This is a genomic window from Streptomyces sp. NPDC001231, assembly GCF_042896885.1.
Classification (GTDB): domain Bacteria; phylum Actinomycetota; class Actinomycetes; order Streptomycetales; family Streptomycetaceae; genus Streptomyces.
The window spans coordinates 82,280-101,056 of the sequence record NZ_JBIAXS010000032.1 but is presented as its reverse complement, the minus strand read 5'-3'; the positions used below and the strand labels follow the sequence as shown (position 1 = coordinate 101,056).

Below are 18,777 nucleotides of genomic sequence, written 5' to 3'. Positions count from 1 at the left end.
CGCTGGAACAGCTCCCACAACTCGTCCGGCACCAGCCGCTCAACGATCACTGTCACAGCCAACAGCCTAGCGAGCCAAATGAGATGACCTCTTAGGCGGGGAGCGGAGGTCACGTCGGCGTCACGGTCGGATACCGGGCGGCCGATTCATGATCATCTCTGGGTCCGCGGCACGTAGGGTGCGCGGTAACCCGCCCCGGAGACCGTCCGCCGGTCGTGAAGAGAAAGAGTGCCCTTCCGTGAGTTCCCCCGTGGTCCGCCGTACCGCGCTCGCCGCGTCCACCGCCGCTCTGGTCCTGCTCGCCACCGCCTGCGGCGGTTCCTCCGGCAGCGGAGACGAGAAGGCCGGGGACGGCAGGACCGCGCAGGCCGACAAGACCGCCTCCGCCGCCCCGGCCAAGGCGCTGGGCGCCGCCGAGCTGGAGAAGGCCGCGCTCACCCAGGCGGACGTCAAGAGCGGCAAGGTCACCACCAAGTTGCCGGCGACGGACGACGTCGCGCAGGACAAGGTGAAGACCGGCGACACCGCCTGCACGCCGCTCGCCCTCCTCCAGGCCGGCAGCTACGTGGGCACGCCCGCGGCCACCGTGAAGCGGTCGTGGCTGGGCGACGCGAAGAAGCCCCCGGCGGGCACCGACCCCCAGGTCGTCCTGCTGGCGGGACTCGACCGGTCGAAGGTCGTCGTGACCCTCGCCTCCTACGACGACGGCGGCGCCGAGCAGGCGATGAAGGACCTTCGGACGGCCGCCGAGAAGTGCGCCGGCGGGTACTCCTACACCGCGGCCGGCACCAAGACGGGGATCGACAAGGTGGCCGTGACCCAGGCGCCCGCGGGCGCCGACGAGGCGTTCGCCGTGACCCAGACCGTGAACGCCGAGGGCGTCAAGGCACCGGTGAAGGCCGTCGTCGTCCGCAAGGACGCCACCCTGGCCTACTTCCCCGCCGTCAACCTCGCGTCGGCCGCCTCGGGCAAGGACTTCGACTTCCCCGCGGAGCTCGTCGACGCGCAGCTCGCCAAGCTGAAGTGATCCGGAGGCCCACCGGGGCCCTTCCTGCCCCGGTGGGAATTTCCGATTTCGGGCACGAAGTAGCGACTTTCGTCGGGTGTGGGCCCGTAGGCTGCCGCCCATGTGCGGAATCGTGGGATACGTGGGGTCGCAGTCGGCACTCGAAGTCGTGATGGCCGGTCTGAAGCGGCTGGAGTACCGGGGTTACGACTCGGCCGGTGTCGCCGTGCTCGCGGACGGCGGGCTGGCGGCGGCGAAGCGGGCCGGGAAGCTGGTCAACCTGGAGAAGGAACTCGCGGACCGGCCGCTGCCGACCGGTTCCACGGGTATCGGGCACACCCGGTGGGCCACCCACGGCGGGCCCACCGACGGCAACGCCCACCCGCACCTCGACAACTCGGGGCGGGTCGCCGTCGTCCACAACGGCATCATCGAGAACTTCGCGGCGCTGCGGGCCGAGTTGGCCGAGCGCGGGCACGAACTGTACTCCGAGACCGACACCGAGGTCGTGGCGCACCTGCTCGCCGAGGAATTCTCGGTGAGCGCCGATCTCGCGGAGGCCATGCGGCTGGTGTGCCGGCGCCTGGAGGGCGCGTTCACGCTGGTCGCCGTGCACGCCGACGAGCCGGACGTGGTCGTGGGCGCCCGTCGCAACTCCCCGCTGGTCGTGGGCGTCGGTGAGGGCGAGGCCTTCCTCGCCTCCGACGTCGCCGCGTTCATCGCCCACACCCGCTCCGCGATCGAGCTGGGCCAGGACCAGGTCGTGGAGCTGCGCCGGGACGGGGTGACGGTCACCGGGTTCGACGGTCGGCCCGCCGACGTCCGCTCCTACGACGTCGACTGGGACGCGGCGGCCGCGGAGAAGGGCGGCTACGACTACTTCATGCTCAAGGAGATCGCCGAGCAGCCCAAGGCGGTCGCCGACACGCTGCTGGGCCGTATCGACGCGGGCGGCTCCCTGACGCTGGACGAGGTCCGCATCTCCGCCTCCGAGCTGCGTGAGATGGACAAGGTCGTCATCGTCGCCTGCGGTACGGCCTTCCACGCGGGCCTGATCGCCAAGTACGCCATCGAGCACTGGACCCGGATCCCCTGCGAGGTGGAACTCGCCAGCGAGTTCCGCTACCGGGACCCGATCCTGGACGCCCAGACCCTCGTCATCGCCATCTCCCAGTCCGGCGAGACCATGGACACGCTCATGGCGCTCCGGCACGCCCGCGAGCAGGGCTCCAAGGTGCTGGCCATCTGCAACACCAACGGCTCCACCATCCCGCGCGAGTCGGACGCGGTCCTCTACACCCACGCGGGTCCGGAGGTCGCGGTCGCCTCGACGAAGGCCTTCCTGACCCAGCTGGTGGCCTGCTATCTGGTGGCGCTGTACCTGGGTCAGGTCCGCGGCACCAAGTGGGGCGACGAGATCCAGGTGGTGATCCGCGACCTGTCGCAGATCGGCGGCGCGGTGGAGCGGGTCCTGGAGACGATGGAGCCGGTACGGGCGCTGGCGCGCTCGCTCGCGGACAAGAACACGGTGCTGTTCCTCGGGCGGCACGTGGGCTATCCGGTCGCCCTCGAAGGTGCCCTGAAACTCAAGGAGTTGGCGTACATGCACGCCGAGGGCTTCGCGGCGGGCGAGCTGAAGCACGGGCCGATCGCGCTGATCGACGAGGACCTGCCGGTGGTCGTGGTGGTGCCGTCCCCGCAGGGCCGGTCACTCCTCCACGACAAGATCGTCTCCAACATCCAGGAGATCCGCGCGAGGGGCGCCCGCACGATCGTGATCGCGGAGGAGGGCGACGAGGCGGTCGCCCCGTACGCCGACCACCTGATCCGCATCCCGGCCACCCCGACGCTGCTCCAGCCGCTGGTCGCCACGGTGCCGTTGCAGGTCTTCGCCTGCGAACTCGCCACCGCGCGGGGCAACGAGGTGGATCAGCCGCGGAACCTGGCGAAGTCCGTCACGGTGGAGTGACCCTTCAGGGCTTCAAGGAAGCTGGTGAAGGCCTCGGCCGGAAGTGTGACGATGGCTCCGGCCGGGGCCTTGGAGTCTCGGATGGCTATGTGGGTGGGGGAGTTGGCGATCTCGACGCAGTTGTTGCCATCGCCCTCGCCGGAGTAGGACGACTTCCGCCAGTCGGGGGTGGACATGGGGTGCCTCACAGCTCTCCTGCCAGCTCGTGGATGAAGTCACGCGACCGCTCGGGCTCAAGTGCCACGGCCTCCACTTTACGGAAACGTGCTCGATATGCGTTGAGCTGAGCTTCGGAATCGATGAAGACCGAGCCATGAGGCGCGTCACGTACCACCGTGTCCAGCTTGCGCAGTGGACCACCCACATAAGTCATGGTGCTTGAAGCCCGGGAGAAGCCGTCCAGGTCCAGGGGGATGACCCGCAGAGTGATGTGGTCCGCTTCGGAAAGCTCTGCCAGACGGGCAAGTTGAGCCCGTGAGACCGCACGGTCGCTGACCCTGATGCGCAGCGCCGCCTCGTGGATCACCGCCTCGTAGGGAACGGTGGCCTCCTGGCGTGCCATTCGGTGACGGACGCGCAACTCAATCTCGTCGGAGGTGAGTTCGGGAACTCTGGACGAGAAGACCGCGCGAGCGTAGTTCTCCGTCTGCAGAAGGCCCGGTACGAACAGGATGGCCACTTCGCGCAGGAACGAGCTGTGGTGATCCAGCTCGGACAGGTCCAGGAACGACGTGGGCAGCAGTCCCCGGTACTCCTCCCACCAACCGCGCGTCCGGTCGGTGGCCATCCCCACCAAGGCGTTGACGAACTCCTCGTCCGTACATGCGTAGTGGGACGCGAGGCGGCGAAGCCGCTGCTCACTCACGCCTGCGAGTCCGGACTCGATGTGGGTGATCTGGGCGGGGTTCACTCCGAGCAGCGCCGCTGCCTGGCGGGCATTGAGGCCTGCTGCCTCGCGGAGTCTGCGCAGTTCAGTTGCCAAACGCATCTGGCGTGCCGTTGCTTCGCGCCTCAAGGTCGACCGCTCCTCGGTTCAAGGGGCCCACAGGGACGACTCGTTCGGGGTCAGGTTACGGGATCGACTTGCGACATCTCTAGATTTAGATCTACCGTCGGTGACGCACCGTTCACGCTGCGGAATTGCGCCGCAACCGGCCGCCGACAGATCGGAGTTCAGGCATGCCCGAAACTGCTGCCGAACCCTGGGAATACTGCCTCTACATCCCCAACGACCTCCGCGCCGTCACCGTCAGTCGGCGTACGCTCCGGCTGATTCTCACCATGCATGGGCTGATCCGGCTGGTCGACGTGGCCGAGTTGCTCGCGACCGAGTTGGTGTCCAACGCCGTACGGCACACCAAGGGGCCCGCCGCGCTCCGACTGCGGTGGGCCGCGGGGGTGTTGCGGATCGGGGCGTGGGATGCCGACCCCGCGCCCCCCGAGCCGCCCGTGCCACTGGAACGGGTGGGCGAGGGAGAGGAGGGACGCGGGCTGGCGCTCGTGCGGGCCTGTTCCGACCTGTGGGGCTGGCAGCCCCTGGCCAGGGAGGGCAACCGCGGCAAGATCGTCTGGTGTGAACTGGCCGCCGCGTAGTGAAGGCTCAGCAGCGTGCGCTCAGGTGTCGTACGCGCTCACCCGGGAGCGCCATGAGAGGTGCTTCGGCAGGTACTCGGACCTGGCCTCGATCGGGATGCCGCCCGCTGAGGTCGCTGAGCGCACTGTCTGCACGGCTCGCCACTCTGTGGGAATGCGCGGGTGATCATGTGCGTCTCTTCCGGGTCAAAACGTCGGGGGTGAGCGGCACCATGGAGTCGGGCTCTGAGTACCGTGACGTCGCTAGCCCATGAGGGGGGAGGAGGTGCGGCATGAGCGTTGAGCTCGAACTGAGGCTACGGGGCCCGCACGCCGGCATGGACGCCCAGGAGTCGCTGCGCACCGTGCAGAGTGTGCTGTCGCTGCTGCGCGAGCTGGAGAACAGCGAGACCGCGCGGTCGAGCCGCCATGGCACCCGCTGGTCCTTCAATGAGCTCAGGCTGGGCAGCGTGACCTGTGTCCTTGAGCCGCTGCGCATCGCCGAACACTCCGACTACCAGGTCGTGGAACGGGTGCTGCGGACCGCCGTGACCGGGCTGGGCGAAGCCGAGACCGCGGAACGCATCCCGACCGGTTGGACCGCCCGCGCGGCATCGCTGGGGCAGCAGGTCGCCCGTTCCCTCGGAGCATCGCCCGATGTCGGCATGTTCGTCGCGGTACGTGCGGACGGCGTCGAAGTCCGAACGGCCGAGGTCACACAGAGGACCGCGTTCAATCTGCAAGCCGCCACGCGTGCGCGCCTGCGCACGTCGGCTCGCGGCGGGGACGTCTCAGCGGCCTGGTGGAGGGAAAGCATCGCCGTCCCCGGGCGGTGCTGCGCACCGAGGTCGGCGGGGAAGTAATTCCTGTCTATTTCGGTGATGATCTGGACACCGAGCTGCGGCGGGCCTGGCGACGTGACCGGGTGGAGGTCACCGGCGAGATCACCGAGAACGCACAGGGCCAGTGGTCCAGGTACGCGCGACGGAGATCGAGCTCCTTCCGACAGAGCCGCAGCTCTCGGACGACGAGCTGCGGGCGGGGTTCTGGCCGGACATGACCGGCGGCCAGGACGCGGTGGATTATGTGGAGGCTCTGCGTGGGGGAAACTGACCGCCCCGAGTCGGTCTACTTGGACAGCAACTGCTTCGTCGACTGGGCGCAGGGCACAGGCAGCGCACGCGAGGCGGAAAGCATGCTGCGGGCCGCCAAAGCCGGGTATGTACGGCTCTACACGTCCACCGTCACCCTTGCCGAGGCGCGAGGCACCACCGCGAGTGTCCATCGGCTCCATATCCGGACCTTGCTCCAGGAGCCCTACATCACGCTGGTGGAAGTGACCCGCCGAGTCGGCCTCATCGCCAACGACATCACGGCCGAGAAGCCGAAGATCAAGGGGCTCGACGCCATCCACCTGGGGTGCGCGACCTTCGCCCGGGCGAGGTTTACGTGTCGCGCAACTTCCGCGACTTCGCGCCCGGAGACGTGTGCAACGGCGTCTTGCTGCGGACGCCTTTCGAGTTCGGCGGCGCAGGACTGTTCCCGGCCTCCGAGGTCGACTGACAGTGGGACCGTGGCAGGTGAGGTGCGGCCCGTAGGGTGCTCCGCATGAGCATCATCGGGGTCGGTATCGACGTGGCCGAGATCGACCGGTTCGCGGCGTCGCTGGAGCGGACGCCCGGACTGGCGACGCGGCTGTTCGTGGAGAGCGAGTTGCTGCTGCCCGGCGGGGCACGCCGGGGCATGGCCTCGCTGGCCGCCCGCTTCGCCGCCAAGGAAGCGCTCGCCAAGGCGCTCGGCGCGCCCGCCGGACTGCTGTGGACCGACGCGGAGGTGTACGTCGAGGACTCCGGCCGGCCGCGGCTGCGGGTGACCGGCACGGTCGCCGCCAAGGCCGCGGAACTGGGCGTCTGCTCCTGGCACGTGTCCCTGAGCCACGACGCGGGAGTGGCCTCGGCGGTGGTGATCGCGGAGGGCTGACGCCTCCCGTCACCGCCCCGTCACCGGTCCGCGTGCGGGACCGGACGCATCCGGGGCAGACTCGACCGCATGCGTACCGCGTACAGCGTTGAGACGGTCAGGACAGCCGAGCGCGCGCTCATGGCGAGGCTCCCCGACGGCGCCCTCATGCAGCGGGCCGCCGCCGGACTCGCCGCCGCGAGCGCGGACTTGCTCGGGCGGGTGTACGGACGCCGGGTGGTGCTGCTGGTCGGCAGCGGCGACAACGGGGGCGACGCGCTGTACGCCGGGGCCCGGCTGGCCCGGCGCGGCGCCGGGGTGACCGCCGTGCTGCTCGCGCCCGACCGCACCCACCCCGGCGGTCTCGCCGCGCTGCGCCGGGCGGGCGGGAGCGTGGCCCGGGCCGACGGCGCCGAGGAGGCGGTCGACCGGGCCGACCTAGTCGTCGACGGCATCGTCGGCATCGGCGGCAAGGGCGGCCTGCGCGCCGACGCCGCGCCGCTGGCCGAGCGCGCGGCACGCTCCGGGGCGGCCGTCGTCGCCGTGGACCTGCCGAGCGGAGTGGAGGCGGACTCCGGCCAGGTGCTGGGCGCCGCCGTGCGCGCCGACCTGACCGTCACCTTCGGCACGCACAAGCCGGGGCTGCTCGTCGACCCGGCCCGCGAGTACGCCGGCACGGTCCGCCTCGTCGACATCGGCCTGGGCCCCGAGCTGCCCGCCGAACCCGAACTGGAGGCGCTTCAGCACGCCGACCTGGCCGCGCTGCTGCCGCGGCCCGCCGCCGAGAGCGACAAGTACCGGCGGGGTGTCGTCGGCATCGCCGCGGGCTCGGCCCGCTACCCGGGCGCGGCCGTGCTCGCCGTGTCCGGCGCGCTGCGCGGCGGGGCGGGCGCGGTGCGGTACGTCGGTCCGGCCGGGCGCGCCGTCATCGCCCGCTTCCCGGAGACGCTCGTGTCCGACCAGGGGCCGCACAAGGCGGGCCGCGTGCAGGCGTGGGTGACGGGACCGGGCGCCGGGGACGACACGGCCACCGTCGCCGAGGTGCTGGAGACCGACGTGCCCGTACTGATCGACGCGGACGGGCTGCGCCTCGCCGACCGCGACGCCGTACGCGCCCGTACCGCCCCGACCCTGATGACCCCGCACGCCGGAGAGGCCGCCGCCCTGCTCGGCGTGGCCCGCGAGCAGGTCGAGGGCGCGCGGCTGGCCTCCGTACGCGAACTCGCCGCCCGCTACCGGGCGACGGTCCTCCTCAAGGGCTCCACCACACTCGTCGCCGACCCGGACGGGAGCCCCGTACGGGTCAACCCGACCGGCACGTCCTGGCTCGCCACCGCCGGCAGCGGTGACGTCCTGTCAGGCCTCGCCGGTTCCCTGTTGGCCGCCGGTCTCTCCGCCCGCGACGCGGGCAGCGCGGCGGCCTATCTGCACGGACTGGCCGGCCGGCTCGCCGCGCACGGCGCGCCGATCGGCGCCCACGACATCGCGGAGACCATCCCGCGGGCCTGGCGGGACGTGCGGGACTGAGCGGCGAGCAGCGCGGCGGACGGGGCACGGCTGCGGACCGGAGCACCGACCGACGGCACATGTCGCGTCCGTCACCGACCCGCTTCTCGAATGGCCGTCCGGTGCCTCTGAGACACTGGGGGCGCGATGAACGACACAGCACACCCACAAACGGCGCCGCTGCGTGCCCGTGCCGAGATCGATCTGGCCGCCGTACGGGCCAACGTGCGGGCCCTGCGCGGGCGCGTGTCCGGCGCCGCCGTCATGGCCGTGGTCAAGTCCGACGCCTACGGCCACGGCGCGGTCCCGTGCGCCCGCGCGGCCGTCGAAGCCGGGGCGACCTGGCTGGGCACCGCCACGCCGGAGGAGGCTTTCGCCCTGCGCGCGGCCGGGCTGTCGCCCGCGCAGGCGCGGATCATGTGCTGGCTGTGGACGCCGGGCGGGCCCTGGCGGGAGGCGATCGAGGCCGACCTCGACATGTCCGTGAGTGACATGTGGGCCCTGGCGGAGGTCCGGGAGGCCGCCCGGCAGGCCGGCCGTCCCGCGCGCGTGCAGCTGAAGGCCGACACCGGACTCGGCCGCAACGGCTGCCAGCCCGCCGACTGGCCCGAACTCGTCGCCGAGGCCCTGCGCGCCGAGGCCGAGGGGCTGGTCCGCGTCACCGGACTGTGGTCCCACTTCGCCTGCGCCGACGAGCCGGGTCACCCCTCCATCGCCGCGCAGCTCGGCCTCTTCCGCGAGATGACCGCCCACGCCGAACAGCGCGGTCTGCGCCCGGAGGTGCGGCACATCGCCAACTCGCCCGCCGCGCTGACCCTCCCCGAGACCCACTTCGACCTCGTCCGCGCCGGGATCGCCGTCTACGGCGTCTCGCCCAGCGCCGAGCTCGGCACCCCGGCCGACTTCGGGCTGCGCCCCGCCATGACCCTGTTTGCCTCGCTGGCCCTGGTGAAGCACGTGCCGGGCGGCCACGGCATCAGCTACGGGCACCACTACGTCACCCCCGGCGAGACCACCCTCGGCCTGGTGCCCGTCGGCTACGCGGACGGCATCCCGCGCCACGCGTCCGGCACCGGGCCGGTCCTGGTCGGCGGTAAGTGGCGTACGGTCGCGGGACGGGTCGCCATGGACCAGTTCGTGGTCGACCTGGGCGGGGACGAGCCCGAGATCGGCTCCGAGGTCGTGCTCTTCGGCCCCGGAGACCGCGGCGAGCCCACCGCCGAGGACTGGGCGCAGGCCGCCGGCACCATCGCGTACGAGATCATCACGCGCATCGGAACACGCGTTCCCCGCGTCTATGTGAACGAGGCGCCGGACCGGGCAGGGGACGGGGAGCGGGCAGCACAGGACGGGTGACCCGTGCGGACACCCGGCCGGGGCACGCCCCCCGCGCGGGACGGCGGCACCCTTCGCGCCCACCGGGACCGGTGCCGGCCGGCGAGCGAACAGCAGTACGGCAACAAGAGGAGCGGTACGTGAGCGAGAGCAGTGCGGGGGCCGTCGCGAAGGCCGCCACGGCGGCCGTCGCCTCTGCCGCGGAGGCGGTCGGCGGCTGGCGGCGGGCGACCGGTATCGCCGGCGCCGCGATAGGCGTGGTGGCGGCGGGCGCCGCCGCCGGGGTCGCCATCGAGCGGATGACCGTCGGCCGCGGCATACGCCGCAAGGCCCGGCTCGCCCTGGACTCGGCGGGCCCCTACGGAGCCCTGCGCGGCACCCCGGGCAAGGCCCTGGCCGACGACGGCACCGAGCTCTACTACGAGGTCGACGACATCGACCCCGACTCCACCGCGAACCTCGGCCCGCGTCGCCGGCGGCTCTTCGGCCGCAAGGCCCCCGCCCCCGTCACCGTCGTCTTCAGCCACGGCTACTGCCTCAGCCAGGACTCCTGGCACTTCCAGCGCGCCGCCCTGCGCGGTGTCGTACGCACCGTGCACTGGGACCAGCGCAGCCACGGCCGGTCCGGGCGGGGCCTGACCCAGACCCGCGACGGCGTGGAACTGACCATCGACCAGCTCGGCCGCGATCTGAAGGCCGTCATCGACGCCGCCGCGCCCGAGGGGCCGCTCGTGCTGGTCGGGCACTCCATGGGCGGCATGACGATGATGGCGCTGGCCGACCAGTACCCCGAGCTGATCCGCGAGCGGGTCGTCGCCACCGCCTTCGTCGGCACCTCCTCCGGGCGGCTCGGCGAGGTCAACTTCGGACTGCCGGTGGCCGGCGTCAACGCGGTGCGCCGGGTGCTCCCCGGCGTGCTCAAGGCGCTCGGGCAGCGCGCCGAGCTGGTGGAGAAGGGGCGGCGGGCCACCACGGACCTGTTCGCCGGCATCATCAAGCGTTACTCGTTCGCCGGCCGGGACATCGACCCGGCGGTCGCCCGGTTCGCCGAGCGCATGATCGAGAGCACGCCGATCGACGTGGTCGCCGAGTTCTACCCGGCCTTCACCGACCACGACAAGACCGAGGCGCTCGCCCTCTTCGCGGACATGCCGGTGCTGGTCCTCGCCGGAGTGCAGGACCTCGTCACGCCCAGCGAGCACAGCGAGGCCATCGCCGACCTGCTCCCCGACGCGGAGCTGGTGCTGGTCCCGGACGCCGGGCACCTGGTGATCCTGGAGCATCCGGAGGTCGTCACGGACCGCCTCGCCGACCTGCTCGCCCGCGCGGGCGCGGTCCCGGCAGGCACTACCGTTGATGGCTATGGAAGCACCAGCAGCACGGCACACCCCTGACCCCGGGTCCGTCGAGATCACCGTCAACGCCCCCGAGCAGATGCGCGAGCTGGGCCGCCGGCTGGCCAAGCTGCTGCGCGCGGGCGACCTCGTGATGCTCAGCGGGGAGCTCGGCGCGGGCAAGACCACGCTGACCCGCGGACTCGGTGAGGGGCTCGACGTGCGTGGCGCCGTCACCTCCCCGACCTTCGTGATCGCCCGTGTGCACCCGGCCCTGGGCGACGGCCCGCCGCTCGTCCACGTCGACGCCTACCGCCTGTCCGGCGGGCTCGACGAGATGGAGGACCTCGACCTGGACGTGTCGCTGCCGGACTCGGTGGTCGTCGTGGAGTGGGGCGAGGGCAAGGTCGAGGAGCTGACCGACGAGCGGCTCCAGGTCGTGATCCACCGGGCCGTCGGAGACACCACGGACGAGGTGCGGCACGTGACGGTGACCGGGATCGGGGACCGCTGGACCACCGTCGACCTGGGCGTTCTGACCGCCTGAGGGCCGCCCGGACTTTCCGACAGGACGTCGGCAAGTCCTTGCGCCGGGTGCTCCGGGCATGGTCACATGGTGGTCAGCCCGTGGTTAGGCGTGCCTAACCACGTCCGCCCCCGGCCCTCAGGAGGCGTCCATGTCGGCCATGGAGAGCAACGAGCAGCAGCAGCGGCGGCACCAGACGAAACCGAAGCCGCGGCCGTACGCGGTGGGCGGTGTGTCCATGCGCGATCTGCTGGCCTCCTGCGCCGCCGCCGACGCGGTCTCCCGGCCGCCGCGCGCCCCGGAGCCGGCGGACCCCCGCGCGGTGGAGGAAGGCCGTGAAGCGGCGTAGCCCCATCGGATGACTTCGGCGGACGCGCCCGGTGAAGGACATGACCCCGCGAGGGTGCGTTCCGGTGGGCGACGACAGGACCTGGTGCCGCGGCAGGCTACGTTTGCCCGTAATGGAGCGGCGTCCGGTGCGTGCTCTGGGGGTCCCCCCTGCTCGAAGAGCTTGGGGGAGTGCCAGCCGGAAGTCCTCGTACTGGACCGTACTTGGGCTTTCGGCCGGTGCGGTGAGAGGGTGTGCCGGGCGTCGTGACGGGGCAAACGTTGCCTGTCGGGGCACTAGCGGATGACGACGACCTTCTGGCCGATCGTCGCGAACATCCACATCGCCTCGCCGTCCGCCCGGGACTCACGGATGCCGCCGGTCCTGATCGCCGGGTCGGACGTCGGCCAGGAGCCGTCCAACGCCGCGCTGAAACCGATGACCACCTCGTCCGTGCTGGTGAAACGCACGACGTGCTCGACGGGGACACCGTCGGTCCCGGTGATCGCCTTCGAACGCGACACCACGGCGTAGGTCCCCGGCGCCGGGTCGACGTTGCCGGGGCCGACCCGGAAGGTGTTCTGGACCGACCCGTCCGGGCCGACCAGCCACACCCGGTCGTCGTCCAGCGAGTACACGACCCGCTCGCCGGTCCCGGAGCCGCCGGGCAGGGCGGTCGGGCGCCGTTTGTCCCGGGGCGCCTTGGAGACGCTCGCCGCGGGCGTCGCCGTCGGGCCGGGCCGGCCGCTCAGGCTCCGCGGCACGGTCGCGTGCGCCTGATAGGCGAGGAAACCGACCGTGAGGACGGCCGCGGCGGTGAGCCCGGCCACGAACCCCGAACTGCTCCGTGCCACGGTCGTCCACCCCCGCCTCGGTCGTCACGAGCTGCCTCGCGGCGACCGTAGCAGCCGGAATCCGCCCGACCGGGGCGGCCGTGCCGGAGGCGCGGGAGCCGTAGGCTGTTTGCGTGCTCTTGCTCGCTCTGGATACCGCCACCCCCGCCGTCACCGTCGCCCTGCACGACGGAACGGCCGTCATCGCCTCCTCCAGCCAGGTGGACGCGCGCCGGCACGGAGAGCTCCTGCTGCCGGCCGTCGACCGGGTGCTCACCGAGGCCGGGCTCAAGCTGGACGCCGTCACGGCCGTCGTCGCCGGCGTCGGGCCCGGCCCGTACACCGGCCTGCGCGTCGGCCTGATGACCGCCGACACCCTCGGGCTCGCCCTCGGCGTGCCCGTGTACGGCGTGTGCACTCTCGACGGCCTCGCCTACGCGGCCGACCTCCCCGGCCCCTTCGTCGTGGCGACCGACGCCCGCCGCAAGGAGGTCTACTGGGCCCGGTACGCCGACTCGCGCACCCGGGTCACCGACCCGGCCGTGGACCGGCCGGCCGACATCGCCGACCGCGTCAGGGGTCTGCCCGCGGTCGGCGCGGGCGCGCTGCTGTACCCCGAGACCTTCCCGCAGGCGCACGAGCCCGAGCACGTGTCGGCCGCCGCCCTCGCCTCGCTGGCCGCCGAGAGGCTGGCCGCCGGTGAGGAGCTGCCCGCGCCCCGGCCGCTGTACCTGCGCCGGCCGGACGCCCAGGTGCCCAAGAACTACAAGGTGGTCACCCCGAAGTGACGGGACAGACGACGACCGGGTCCGCCCGGTGCGCACTGCGCGAGATGCGCTGGTGGGACATCGACCCGGTGCTGGAACTGGAGAAGGACCTGTTCCCGGAGGACGCCTGGTCCCGGGGCATGTTCTGGTCGGAGCTGGCGCACTCCAGGGGCCCGGAGGCGACCCGGCGCTACGTGGTGGCCGAGGACGGCGGCCGGATCGTCGGGTACGCCGGACTGGTCGCTTCCGGCGGCCAGGGCGACGTGCAGACCATCGCCGTCGCCCGCGACCACTGGAGCACCGGGCTCGGCGCCCGGCTGCTGACCGAGCTGCTGCGGGCCGCGACCGCCTTCGAGTGCGCCGAGGTGATGCTCGAGTGCCGCGTGGACAACGTCCGCGCGCAGAAGCTCTACGAGCGCTTCGGCTTCGAGCCCATCGGCTTCCGGCGCGGCTACTACCAGCCGGGGAACGTGGACGCCGTGGTGATGCGCCTGTCCGACCCGGCAACCTCCGTCAACGGTGTACAAGGAACCGAGATCCATGACTGACTTGAGGGACGAGCCGCTCGTCCTCGGCATCGAGACCTCCTGCGACGAGACCGGCGTCGGCATCGTCCGCGGCACCACCCTGCTGGCCGACGCGGTCGCCTCCAGCGTCGACGAGCACGCGCGGTTCGGCGGGGTCGTCCCGGAGGTGGCCTCCCGGGCCCACCTGGAGGCGATGGTGCCGACCATCGAGCGCGCGCTCAAGGAGGCGGGGGTCAGCGCCAGGGACCTGGACGGCATCGCGGTCACCGCGGGACCCGGCCTGGCCGGCGCCCTGCTCGTCGGCGTCTCGGCGGCCAAGGCGTACGCCTACGCCCTGGGCAAGCCGCTGTACGGCGTCAACCACCTCGCCTCGCACATCTGCGTGGACCAGCTGGAGCACGGCCCGCTGCCGGAGCCGACGATGGCGCTGCTGGTGTCCGGCGGACACTCCTCGCTCCTGCTGTCCACGGACATCACCGCGGACGTACGGCCCATGGGCGCGACGATCGACGACGCGGCGGGCGAGGCCTTCGACAAGATCGCGCGCGTGCTGGACCTGGGCTTCCCGGGCGGGCCGGTCATCGACCGGTACGCGACGGAGGGCGACCCGGCGGCGATCGCCTTCCCGCGCGGGCTGACGGGTCCGCGCGACCCCGCCTACGACTTCTCCTTCTCCGGCCTCAAGACGGCCGTGGCCCGCTGGATCGAGGCCAAGCGGGCGGCCGGGGAGGAGGTTCCGGTGCGTGACGTGGCCGCGTCCTTCCAGGAGGCGGTGGTGGACGTGCTGACCCGCAAGGCCGTACGGGCCTGCAAGGACGCGGGCGTCGACCATCTGATGATCGGCGGCGGCGTGGCCGCGAACTCGCGGCTGCGGGCCCTGGCACAGGAGCGGTGCGAGGCGGCCGGGATCCGGCTGCGCGTGCCCCGGCCCAAGCTGTGCACGGACAACGGCGCGATGGTGGCGGCGCTGGGCGCGGAGATGGTCAGCCGGGGCCGGGCGGCCTCCGACTGGGACCTGTCGGCGGACTCCTCCCTGCCGGTGACGGATCCGCATGTGCCGGGCACCGGGCACACCCATGACCATGTGCACGAGGTCGGCAAGGAGAACCTCTACTCGTGACGGTGGCGTTGATGTGGGAGGCCCGTGCGGTTCCGGGCCGGGGGGAGGAACTGATCGCCTGGGCGCGGCGGCAGGAGCTCACCGGGCGGCCCCTGCGCCGGGAGACCTTCCGCGCCCCGCAGGACCGGGTGCTGGTCATCACCTGGTGGGACGCGGAGTTCACCGCCGATCTGCCGGAACTTCCCGAGCCGGAAGGTGAGTTGGTCACGCGGGCCGTGCATCGGTGGCGATTCGAGTCGGTCGGCGGGGGCCAGGACGGCTGATTGGCCCGCGGCCCTCCCGATGGGCTATGATCATCACACGCAAGCGGCCAACTGAGGCCCGCGAGCAGTGCGTTGGTGGTCCAAGGAAAGACGTCCCGCTTCCTGCGGGGAGATGCAGGTGCAAGGCCTGCCCGGCGCTCCACGGAACCCCGCCCCCGGTTCATCCGGAGGGCGGGGTTCTTTTTTCGGCTTCGCCCACCTGCCCGCCCGTCTCGGTGAGTTGAGAGGTCCCGTCCCTGGGGTTCAGCCCCAGATCCCGGCGGGGGCTCTGCCCCTGCACCCCCGTTTTCCCACCCTCCCACTCGTCTCGGTGGGAGGGAGAGGGCCGCGCCCCGGACCCCGGTGCCGTCCCAATCGTCGGGTGGGCTGGTTCTTTCAGCCCGTCCGGCGATTGAGGACGACGCCGTTCAGGCCGAAGCGGGGGTCTGGGGGGCGGCAGCCCCCAGGGGGCGGGTCAAGCCGTCGGTGAGGTTTCCGTCCCGCAGTGCAGGCGGCGCTCCACGCCCACCTCGCGCACCGGCCCCGTCAGGGTCAGGTGCGCCGTGTGGCGGACGTCCGACGCCGACGTGGCCAGCCGCAGTTCCAGGGCGCCCGGCTCCACCACCCGCCGGCCCGTGCGGTCGGTGAACGCCGACAGGTCCGCGTGGAAGCGGAAGGTCACCCGGCGGGACTCGCCGGGGTCCAGCTCCAGCCGCCGGTAGCCGATCAGGCGGACGTCCGGACGGGTCACCGACGCCACCGGGTCGTGCAGGTACAGCTGCACGACCTCCGCGCCGGCCCGGTCACCGGTGTTGCGCACGGTCAGCGAGACGTCGTGCGAGCCGTCCGTGTCGATCTCGGTGACATCGTTGCCCTGGAAGTCCGACCATTCGAACGTCGTGTAGGACACCCCGTGCCCGAACGGGTACAGCGGCGTCGGGTCCAGGCTGCTCACCTCGCCCGCCAGGCCCAGCGGCGGCTGGAGGTACGTCCACGGCTGGCCGCCGGGCCCGCGCGGCACGCTCACCGGCAGCCGGCCCGAGGGGTTCACGCGGCCGGACAGGACGCCCGCGACCGCCGGTCCGCCCTCCTCGCCCGGGAAGAACGCCTGGACGGCCGCGCCCAGCCGCCCGTCCCAGCGGCCGAGCGCGTAGGGGCGGCCGGTGAGCAGGACGAGGACGACGGGGACGCCCGTCTCCACCAGCGCGTCCAGCAGCGCGCCCTGCACACCGGGCAGCGCGAGGTCCGCCACGTCGCAGCCCTCGCCCGACGTGCCCCGGCCGAACAGGCCCGAGCGGTCGCCGAGGACGGCCACGCACACGTCCGCCTCCCGCGCCCGGGCGACCGCCTCCTCGAAGCCCGAGGTGTCGGGCTCGGAGACGCCGCAGCCCTCCGTGAACGTCACCTTCGCGTCGGGCAGTTCGCCGCGCAGGGCGTCCAGCAGGGTGGGGATCTCGATGCCCATGGGCACTTCGGGGTGCTGCGTGCCCACGTGGGACGGGAAGGAGTAGCAGCCCAGCATCGCGAGGGCGTCCGCCGCCCGGGGGCCGACGACCGCGATCCGGGTGTCGGGGGAGAGGGGCAGTACCCCGTCCGGGTTGGCCAGCAGCACCACCGACTCCTCGGCCACCCGGCGGGCCACGGCCCGGTTCTCCGCCGAGTCCAGGTCGACGGACTCGGCCGGGGCGTCCGCGGCCCAGTCCTCGTCCAGCAGGCCCAGTTCGCACTTCTGGAGCAGGACGCGGTGGGCCGCGCGGTCCACCAGCGACTCCGGAACCGTGCCGTCCTGGACCGCCGCCACCAGTTCCTTGCCGTAGCACTTCAGCGTCGGCAACTCGACGTCGATCCCGGCGGCCAGGGCCAGGTGCGCCGACTCGGCGGGGGTGCCGGCGACGCGGTGCAGGGTCCGCAGGAAGTCGACGGCGAAGTAGTCGGCGACCACCGTTCCGGTGAAACCCCACTGCTCGCGCAGGAGTTCGGTGAGCAACCGCGGGTCCGCGGAGGCCGGGACGCCGTCCGTCTCCGTGTACGCGGCCATCACCGAGCGCGCGCCGCCCTCGCGCAGCGCCATCTCGAAGGGCGGGAGGGTGACGTCGGCGAACTCCCGGGTGCCGGCCCGCACCGGGGCCAGGTTGCGGGCGCCCGCCGAGGAGGCGTACCCGGCGAAGTGCTTCAGCGTGGACACGATGCCCGCCGACTCCAGGCCCCGCACGTACGCGCTGCCGATCGTGCCGACCAGATACGGGTCCTCGCCCGCGGTCTCCTCGACCCGGCCCCAGCGGGGATCGCGGACCACGTCCAGGACGGGCGCGAGCCCCTGGTGCACGCCCACCGAGCGCATGTCCCGCCCGATGCGGCCGGCCATCTCCTCCACCAGCGCCGGGTCGAACGTGGCGCCCCACGCCAGCGGGACCGGGTAGGCGGTCGCGCCCCAGGCGGTGAAGCCCGCCAGGCACTCCTCGTGCGCGACCGCGGGGATGCCGAAGCGGCCGGCCTCGGCGATCCGGCGCTGGGCGCGTGCCAGTGCCTGCGCGCCCAGCGCGGGATCCACGGGGGCGGTGCCGAAGGAGCGGGTGAGCTGGCCGAGTCCGAGGGTGATCAGCTCGTCCCAGTCGTAGTCCGTGTTCATCTGCTGCTGGTGCGGAGCGACGCCGTCGCCGTCCGTCGCGGCGCCCACCCACACGCCGTACAGCTGGGCGACCTTCTCCTCGATGGTCATCCGGGAGAGCAGGTCGTCGACGCGGGCGGCGGCGGGCAGGGCGGGGTCGCGCCAGGGGGCGGTGGTCATGAAACTCCTGTCGGGTCTGTCAATGAGGGGGATTCGGCTGCCGCGGGTCGGTCCCGGTCACTTGGTCACTTGCCGCCCACGCCCATCAGGCCGCCCACGAGGGCGCGCCGGGCCACCAGGTAGACGGCGAAGATCGGGATGCCGGAGAGGACGACGGAGGCGAGCAGTGCGGGGATGTTCACGCCGAACTCGCTGACGTAGTTGAACAGGCCGAGGGTCAGCACGCGCGGGCCGTCGGACTGGGTGAAGATCAGCGGGAAGAGGAAGCCGTTCCAGGCCTGGAGGGCGGAGTAGACGACGACCGTGCTGATGCCGCCCTTGGCCATCGGGATGACCAGCTGGAACAGCATCCGCGTGGGGGAGGCGCCGTCCAGCGCCATCGCCTCGTACAGCTCCTCGGATATGTCCCGCAGGGTGCCGGTGAGGATGAGCGTCGAGACCGGCATCGCGAACGCCGCCGTCGGCAGGATGACCGCGAGCAGGCTGTCGTAGAGGTTCAGCTTGGCGATCATCAGGTAGAGCGGGACGACGACCGCCTGGGCCGGGATCGCGACGCCGAGCAGGAACATGCGGAAGGCCGCGCCCGACCAGAAGCTGCGGGTGCGGACGGCGACGTAGGCGAGCGGGACGCACAGTACGAGGACGATGGCCACCACCGCCGCCGCGACGGTCACCGTGTTGGCGAGGAGGTGGCCGAAGCCGCTGTGCAGGACGGTGTTGTAGTTCTCCAGGGTCGGGTGCTCGGGCGGGTCGAGGGCGTTGCCCAGAGCCTCGTCCTGCCGGGTCAGCGAGGTCGAGATCATCGCGTAGATCGGGATGATCACGATGATCAGCCAGACGACCGAGCCGAGGCCGGCCAGCGGGTTCGGGCGCCTGGTCCAGTGGCGGCGGCGGTGCGTGGGGGCCGCGGTCACCGGCGTCCGGGGGGTGCGCAGCGGACGGCGCGGCAGCGTATCGTGTGACAC

20 protein-coding genes are annotated in these 18,777 nt (G+C 72.3%); 15 read left to right on the top strand and 5 right to left on the bottom strand.

Features of this window, described 5'->3' with window-relative positions:
* The first annotated feature begins 238 nt into the window (after nucleotides 1-238).
* On the top strand, nucleotides 239-1,027 hold the full coding sequence (locus ACFY3J_RS31695) for a hypothetical protein (protein ID WP_384175894.1): 789 nt from the start codon (nucleotides 239-241) through the stop codon (nucleotides 1,025-1,027).
* A 100-nt stretch (nucleotides 1,028-1,127) separates the two neighbouring features.
* A complete protein-coding gene (gene glmS / locus ACFY3J_RS31690; protein WP_384175892.1) occupies nucleotides 1,128-2,975 on the top strand; it encodes a glutamine--fructose-6-phosphate transaminase (isomerizing) in 1,848 nt (615 codons plus the stop codon).
* Here the strand turns inward: glmS and ACFY3J_RS31685 are convergent.
* Both ACFY3J_RS31685 and ACFY3J_RS31680 read right to left on the bottom strand, forming a co-directional pair.
* Nucleotides 2,936-3,151, bottom strand: coding sequence for a DUF397 domain-containing protein (locus tag ACFY3J_RS31685; protein WP_384175890.1), 216 nt, complete (start codon nucleotides 3,149-3,151; stop codon nucleotides 2,936-2,938). The genes glmS and ACFY3J_RS31685 overlap by 40 nt on opposite strands.
* 8 nt (nucleotides 3,152-3,159) lie before the next feature.
* A complete protein-coding gene (locus ACFY3J_RS31680) occupies nucleotides 3,160-3,963 on the bottom strand; it encodes a helix-turn-helix transcriptional regulator (protein ID WP_390842268.1) in 804 nt (267 codons plus the stop codon).
* Nucleotides 3,964-4,154: 191 nt separating this feature from the next.
* Between ACFY3J_RS31680 and ACFY3J_RS31675 the strand changes: the two genes are divergently transcribed.
* The 9 genes from ACFY3J_RS31675 to ACFY3J_RS31635 all read left to right on the top strand — a co-directional run bounded on the left by ACFY3J_RS31675 (nucleotide 4,155) and on the right by ACFY3J_RS31635 (nucleotide 11,556).
* Entirely contained in the window at nucleotides 4,155-4,568 is a 414-nt protein-coding gene (locus tag ACFY3J_RS31675) for an ATP-binding protein (RefSeq protein WP_384175888.1), read from the top strand.
* A gap of 272 nt (nucleotides 4,569-4,840) precedes the next feature.
* Nucleotides 4,841-5,410 carry a hypothetical protein gene (locus ACFY3J_RS31670; protein ID WP_384175886.1) on the top strand — a complete coding sequence of 190 codons (570 nt, stop codon included), beginning with the start codon at nucleotides 4,841-4,843 and terminating at the stop codon, nucleotides 5,408-5,410.
* 221 nt (nucleotides 5,411-5,631) lie between these two features.
* Nucleotides 5,632-6,159: a type II toxin-antitoxin system VapC family toxin gene (locus tag ACFY3J_RS31665; protein WP_384175884.1), complete on the top strand. Its 528-nt coding sequence runs from the start codon at nucleotides 5,632-5,634 to the stop codon at nucleotides 6,157-6,159.
* A complete protein-coding gene (locus ACFY3J_RS31660; RefSeq protein WP_225077975.1) occupies nucleotides 6,156-6,527 on the top strand; it encodes a holo-ACP synthase in 372 nt (123 codons plus the stop codon). Before ACFY3J_RS31665 ends, ACFY3J_RS31660 begins: the two co-directional genes overlap by 4 nt.
* Before the next feature lie 69 nt (nucleotides 6,528-6,596).
* Entirely contained in the window at nucleotides 6,597-8,033 is a 1,437-nt protein-coding gene (locus ACFY3J_RS31655; protein ID WP_384175882.1) for an NAD(P)H-hydrate dehydratase, read from the top strand.
* Nucleotides 8,034-8,159: 126 nt separating this feature from the next.
* On the top strand, nucleotides 8,160-9,368 hold the full coding sequence (alr, locus tag ACFY3J_RS31650; protein WP_384175880.1) for an alanine racemase: 1,209 nt from the start codon (nucleotides 8,160-8,162) through the stop codon (nucleotides 9,366-9,368).
* Nucleotides 9,369-9,487: 119 nt separating this feature from the next.
* Nucleotides 9,488-10,741, top strand: coding sequence for an alpha/beta fold hydrolase (locus ACFY3J_RS31645; protein WP_384175878.1), 1,254 nt, complete (start codon nucleotides 9,488-9,490; stop codon nucleotides 10,739-10,741).
* Nucleotides 10,710-11,228, top strand: a complete 519-nt coding sequence (gene tsaE / locus ACFY3J_RS31640; RefSeq protein WP_384175876.1) for a tRNA (adenosine(37)-N6)-threonylcarbamoyltransferase complex ATPase subunit type 1 TsaE — start codon at nucleotides 10,710-10,712, stop codon at nucleotides 11,226-11,228. The genes ACFY3J_RS31645 and tsaE overlap by 32 nt, the downstream gene beginning before the upstream one ends.
* A gap of 130 nt (nucleotides 11,229-11,358) precedes the next feature.
* Nucleotides 11,359-11,556: a hypothetical protein gene (locus ACFY3J_RS31635; protein WP_390842267.1), complete on the top strand. Its 198-nt coding sequence runs from the start codon at nucleotides 11,359-11,361 to the stop codon at nucleotides 11,554-11,556.
* Between the two features lie 275 nt (nucleotides 11,557-11,831).
* Here ACFY3J_RS31635 and ACFY3J_RS31630 read toward each other — a convergent pair whose 3' ends face one another.
* Nucleotides 11,832-12,389, bottom strand: coding sequence for a hypothetical protein (locus tag ACFY3J_RS31630; RefSeq protein WP_384175872.1), 558 nt, complete (start codon nucleotides 12,387-12,389; stop codon nucleotides 11,832-11,834).
* A gap of 113 nt (nucleotides 12,390-12,502) precedes the next feature.
* On the opposite strand from ACFY3J_RS31630, the gene tsaB reads away from it, so the two are divergent.
* From tsaB to ACFY3J_RS31610, 4 genes are read left to right on the top strand one after another with little or no spacing between them, the layout of a single operon-like run.
* Nucleotides 12,503-13,156, top strand: coding sequence for a tRNA (adenosine(37)-N6)-threonylcarbamoyltransferase complex dimerization subunit type 1 TsaB (gene tsaB, locus ACFY3J_RS31625; RefSeq protein WP_384175870.1), 654 nt, complete (start codon nucleotides 12,503-12,505; stop codon nucleotides 13,154-13,156).
* A gap of 44 nt (nucleotides 13,157-13,200) precedes the next feature.
* Complete coding sequence (gene rimI, locus ACFY3J_RS31620; protein ID WP_384176324.1) at nucleotides 13,201-13,683, top strand: ribosomal protein S18-alanine N-acetyltransferase; 483 nt, start codon at nucleotides 13,201-13,203, stop codon at nucleotides 13,681-13,683.
* On the top strand, nucleotides 13,676-14,782 hold the full coding sequence (gene tsaD, locus ACFY3J_RS31615) for a tRNA (adenosine(37)-N6)-threonylcarbamoyltransferase complex transferase subunit TsaD (RefSeq protein WP_384175868.1): 1,107 nt from the start codon (nucleotides 13,676-13,678) through the stop codon (nucleotides 14,780-14,782). Before rimI ends, tsaD begins: the two co-directional genes overlap by 8 nt.
* Nucleotides 14,779-15,045 carry a hypothetical protein gene (locus ACFY3J_RS31610; RefSeq protein WP_390842266.1) on the top strand — a complete coding sequence of 89 codons (267 nt, stop codon included), beginning with the start codon at nucleotides 14,779-14,781 and terminating at the stop codon, nucleotides 15,043-15,045. Before tsaD ends, ACFY3J_RS31610 begins: the two co-directional genes overlap by 4 nt.
* A gap of 454 nt (nucleotides 15,046-15,499) precedes the next feature.
* Here ACFY3J_RS31610 and ACFY3J_RS31605 read toward each other — a convergent pair whose 3' ends face one another.
* Complete coding sequence (locus ACFY3J_RS31605) at nucleotides 15,500-17,812, bottom strand: glycoside hydrolase family 3 N-terminal domain-containing protein (RefSeq protein ID WP_390842265.1); 2,313 nt, start codon at nucleotides 17,810-17,812, stop codon at nucleotides 15,500-15,502.
* Between the two features lie 65 nt (nucleotides 17,813-17,877).
* The gene (locus tag ACFY3J_RS31600) at nucleotides 17,878-18,777 is read right to left on the bottom strand and encodes a carbohydrate ABC transporter permease (protein WP_373996167.1); all 900 of its coding nucleotides are present in this window, start codon (nucleotides 18,775-18,777) and stop codon (nucleotides 17,878-17,880) included.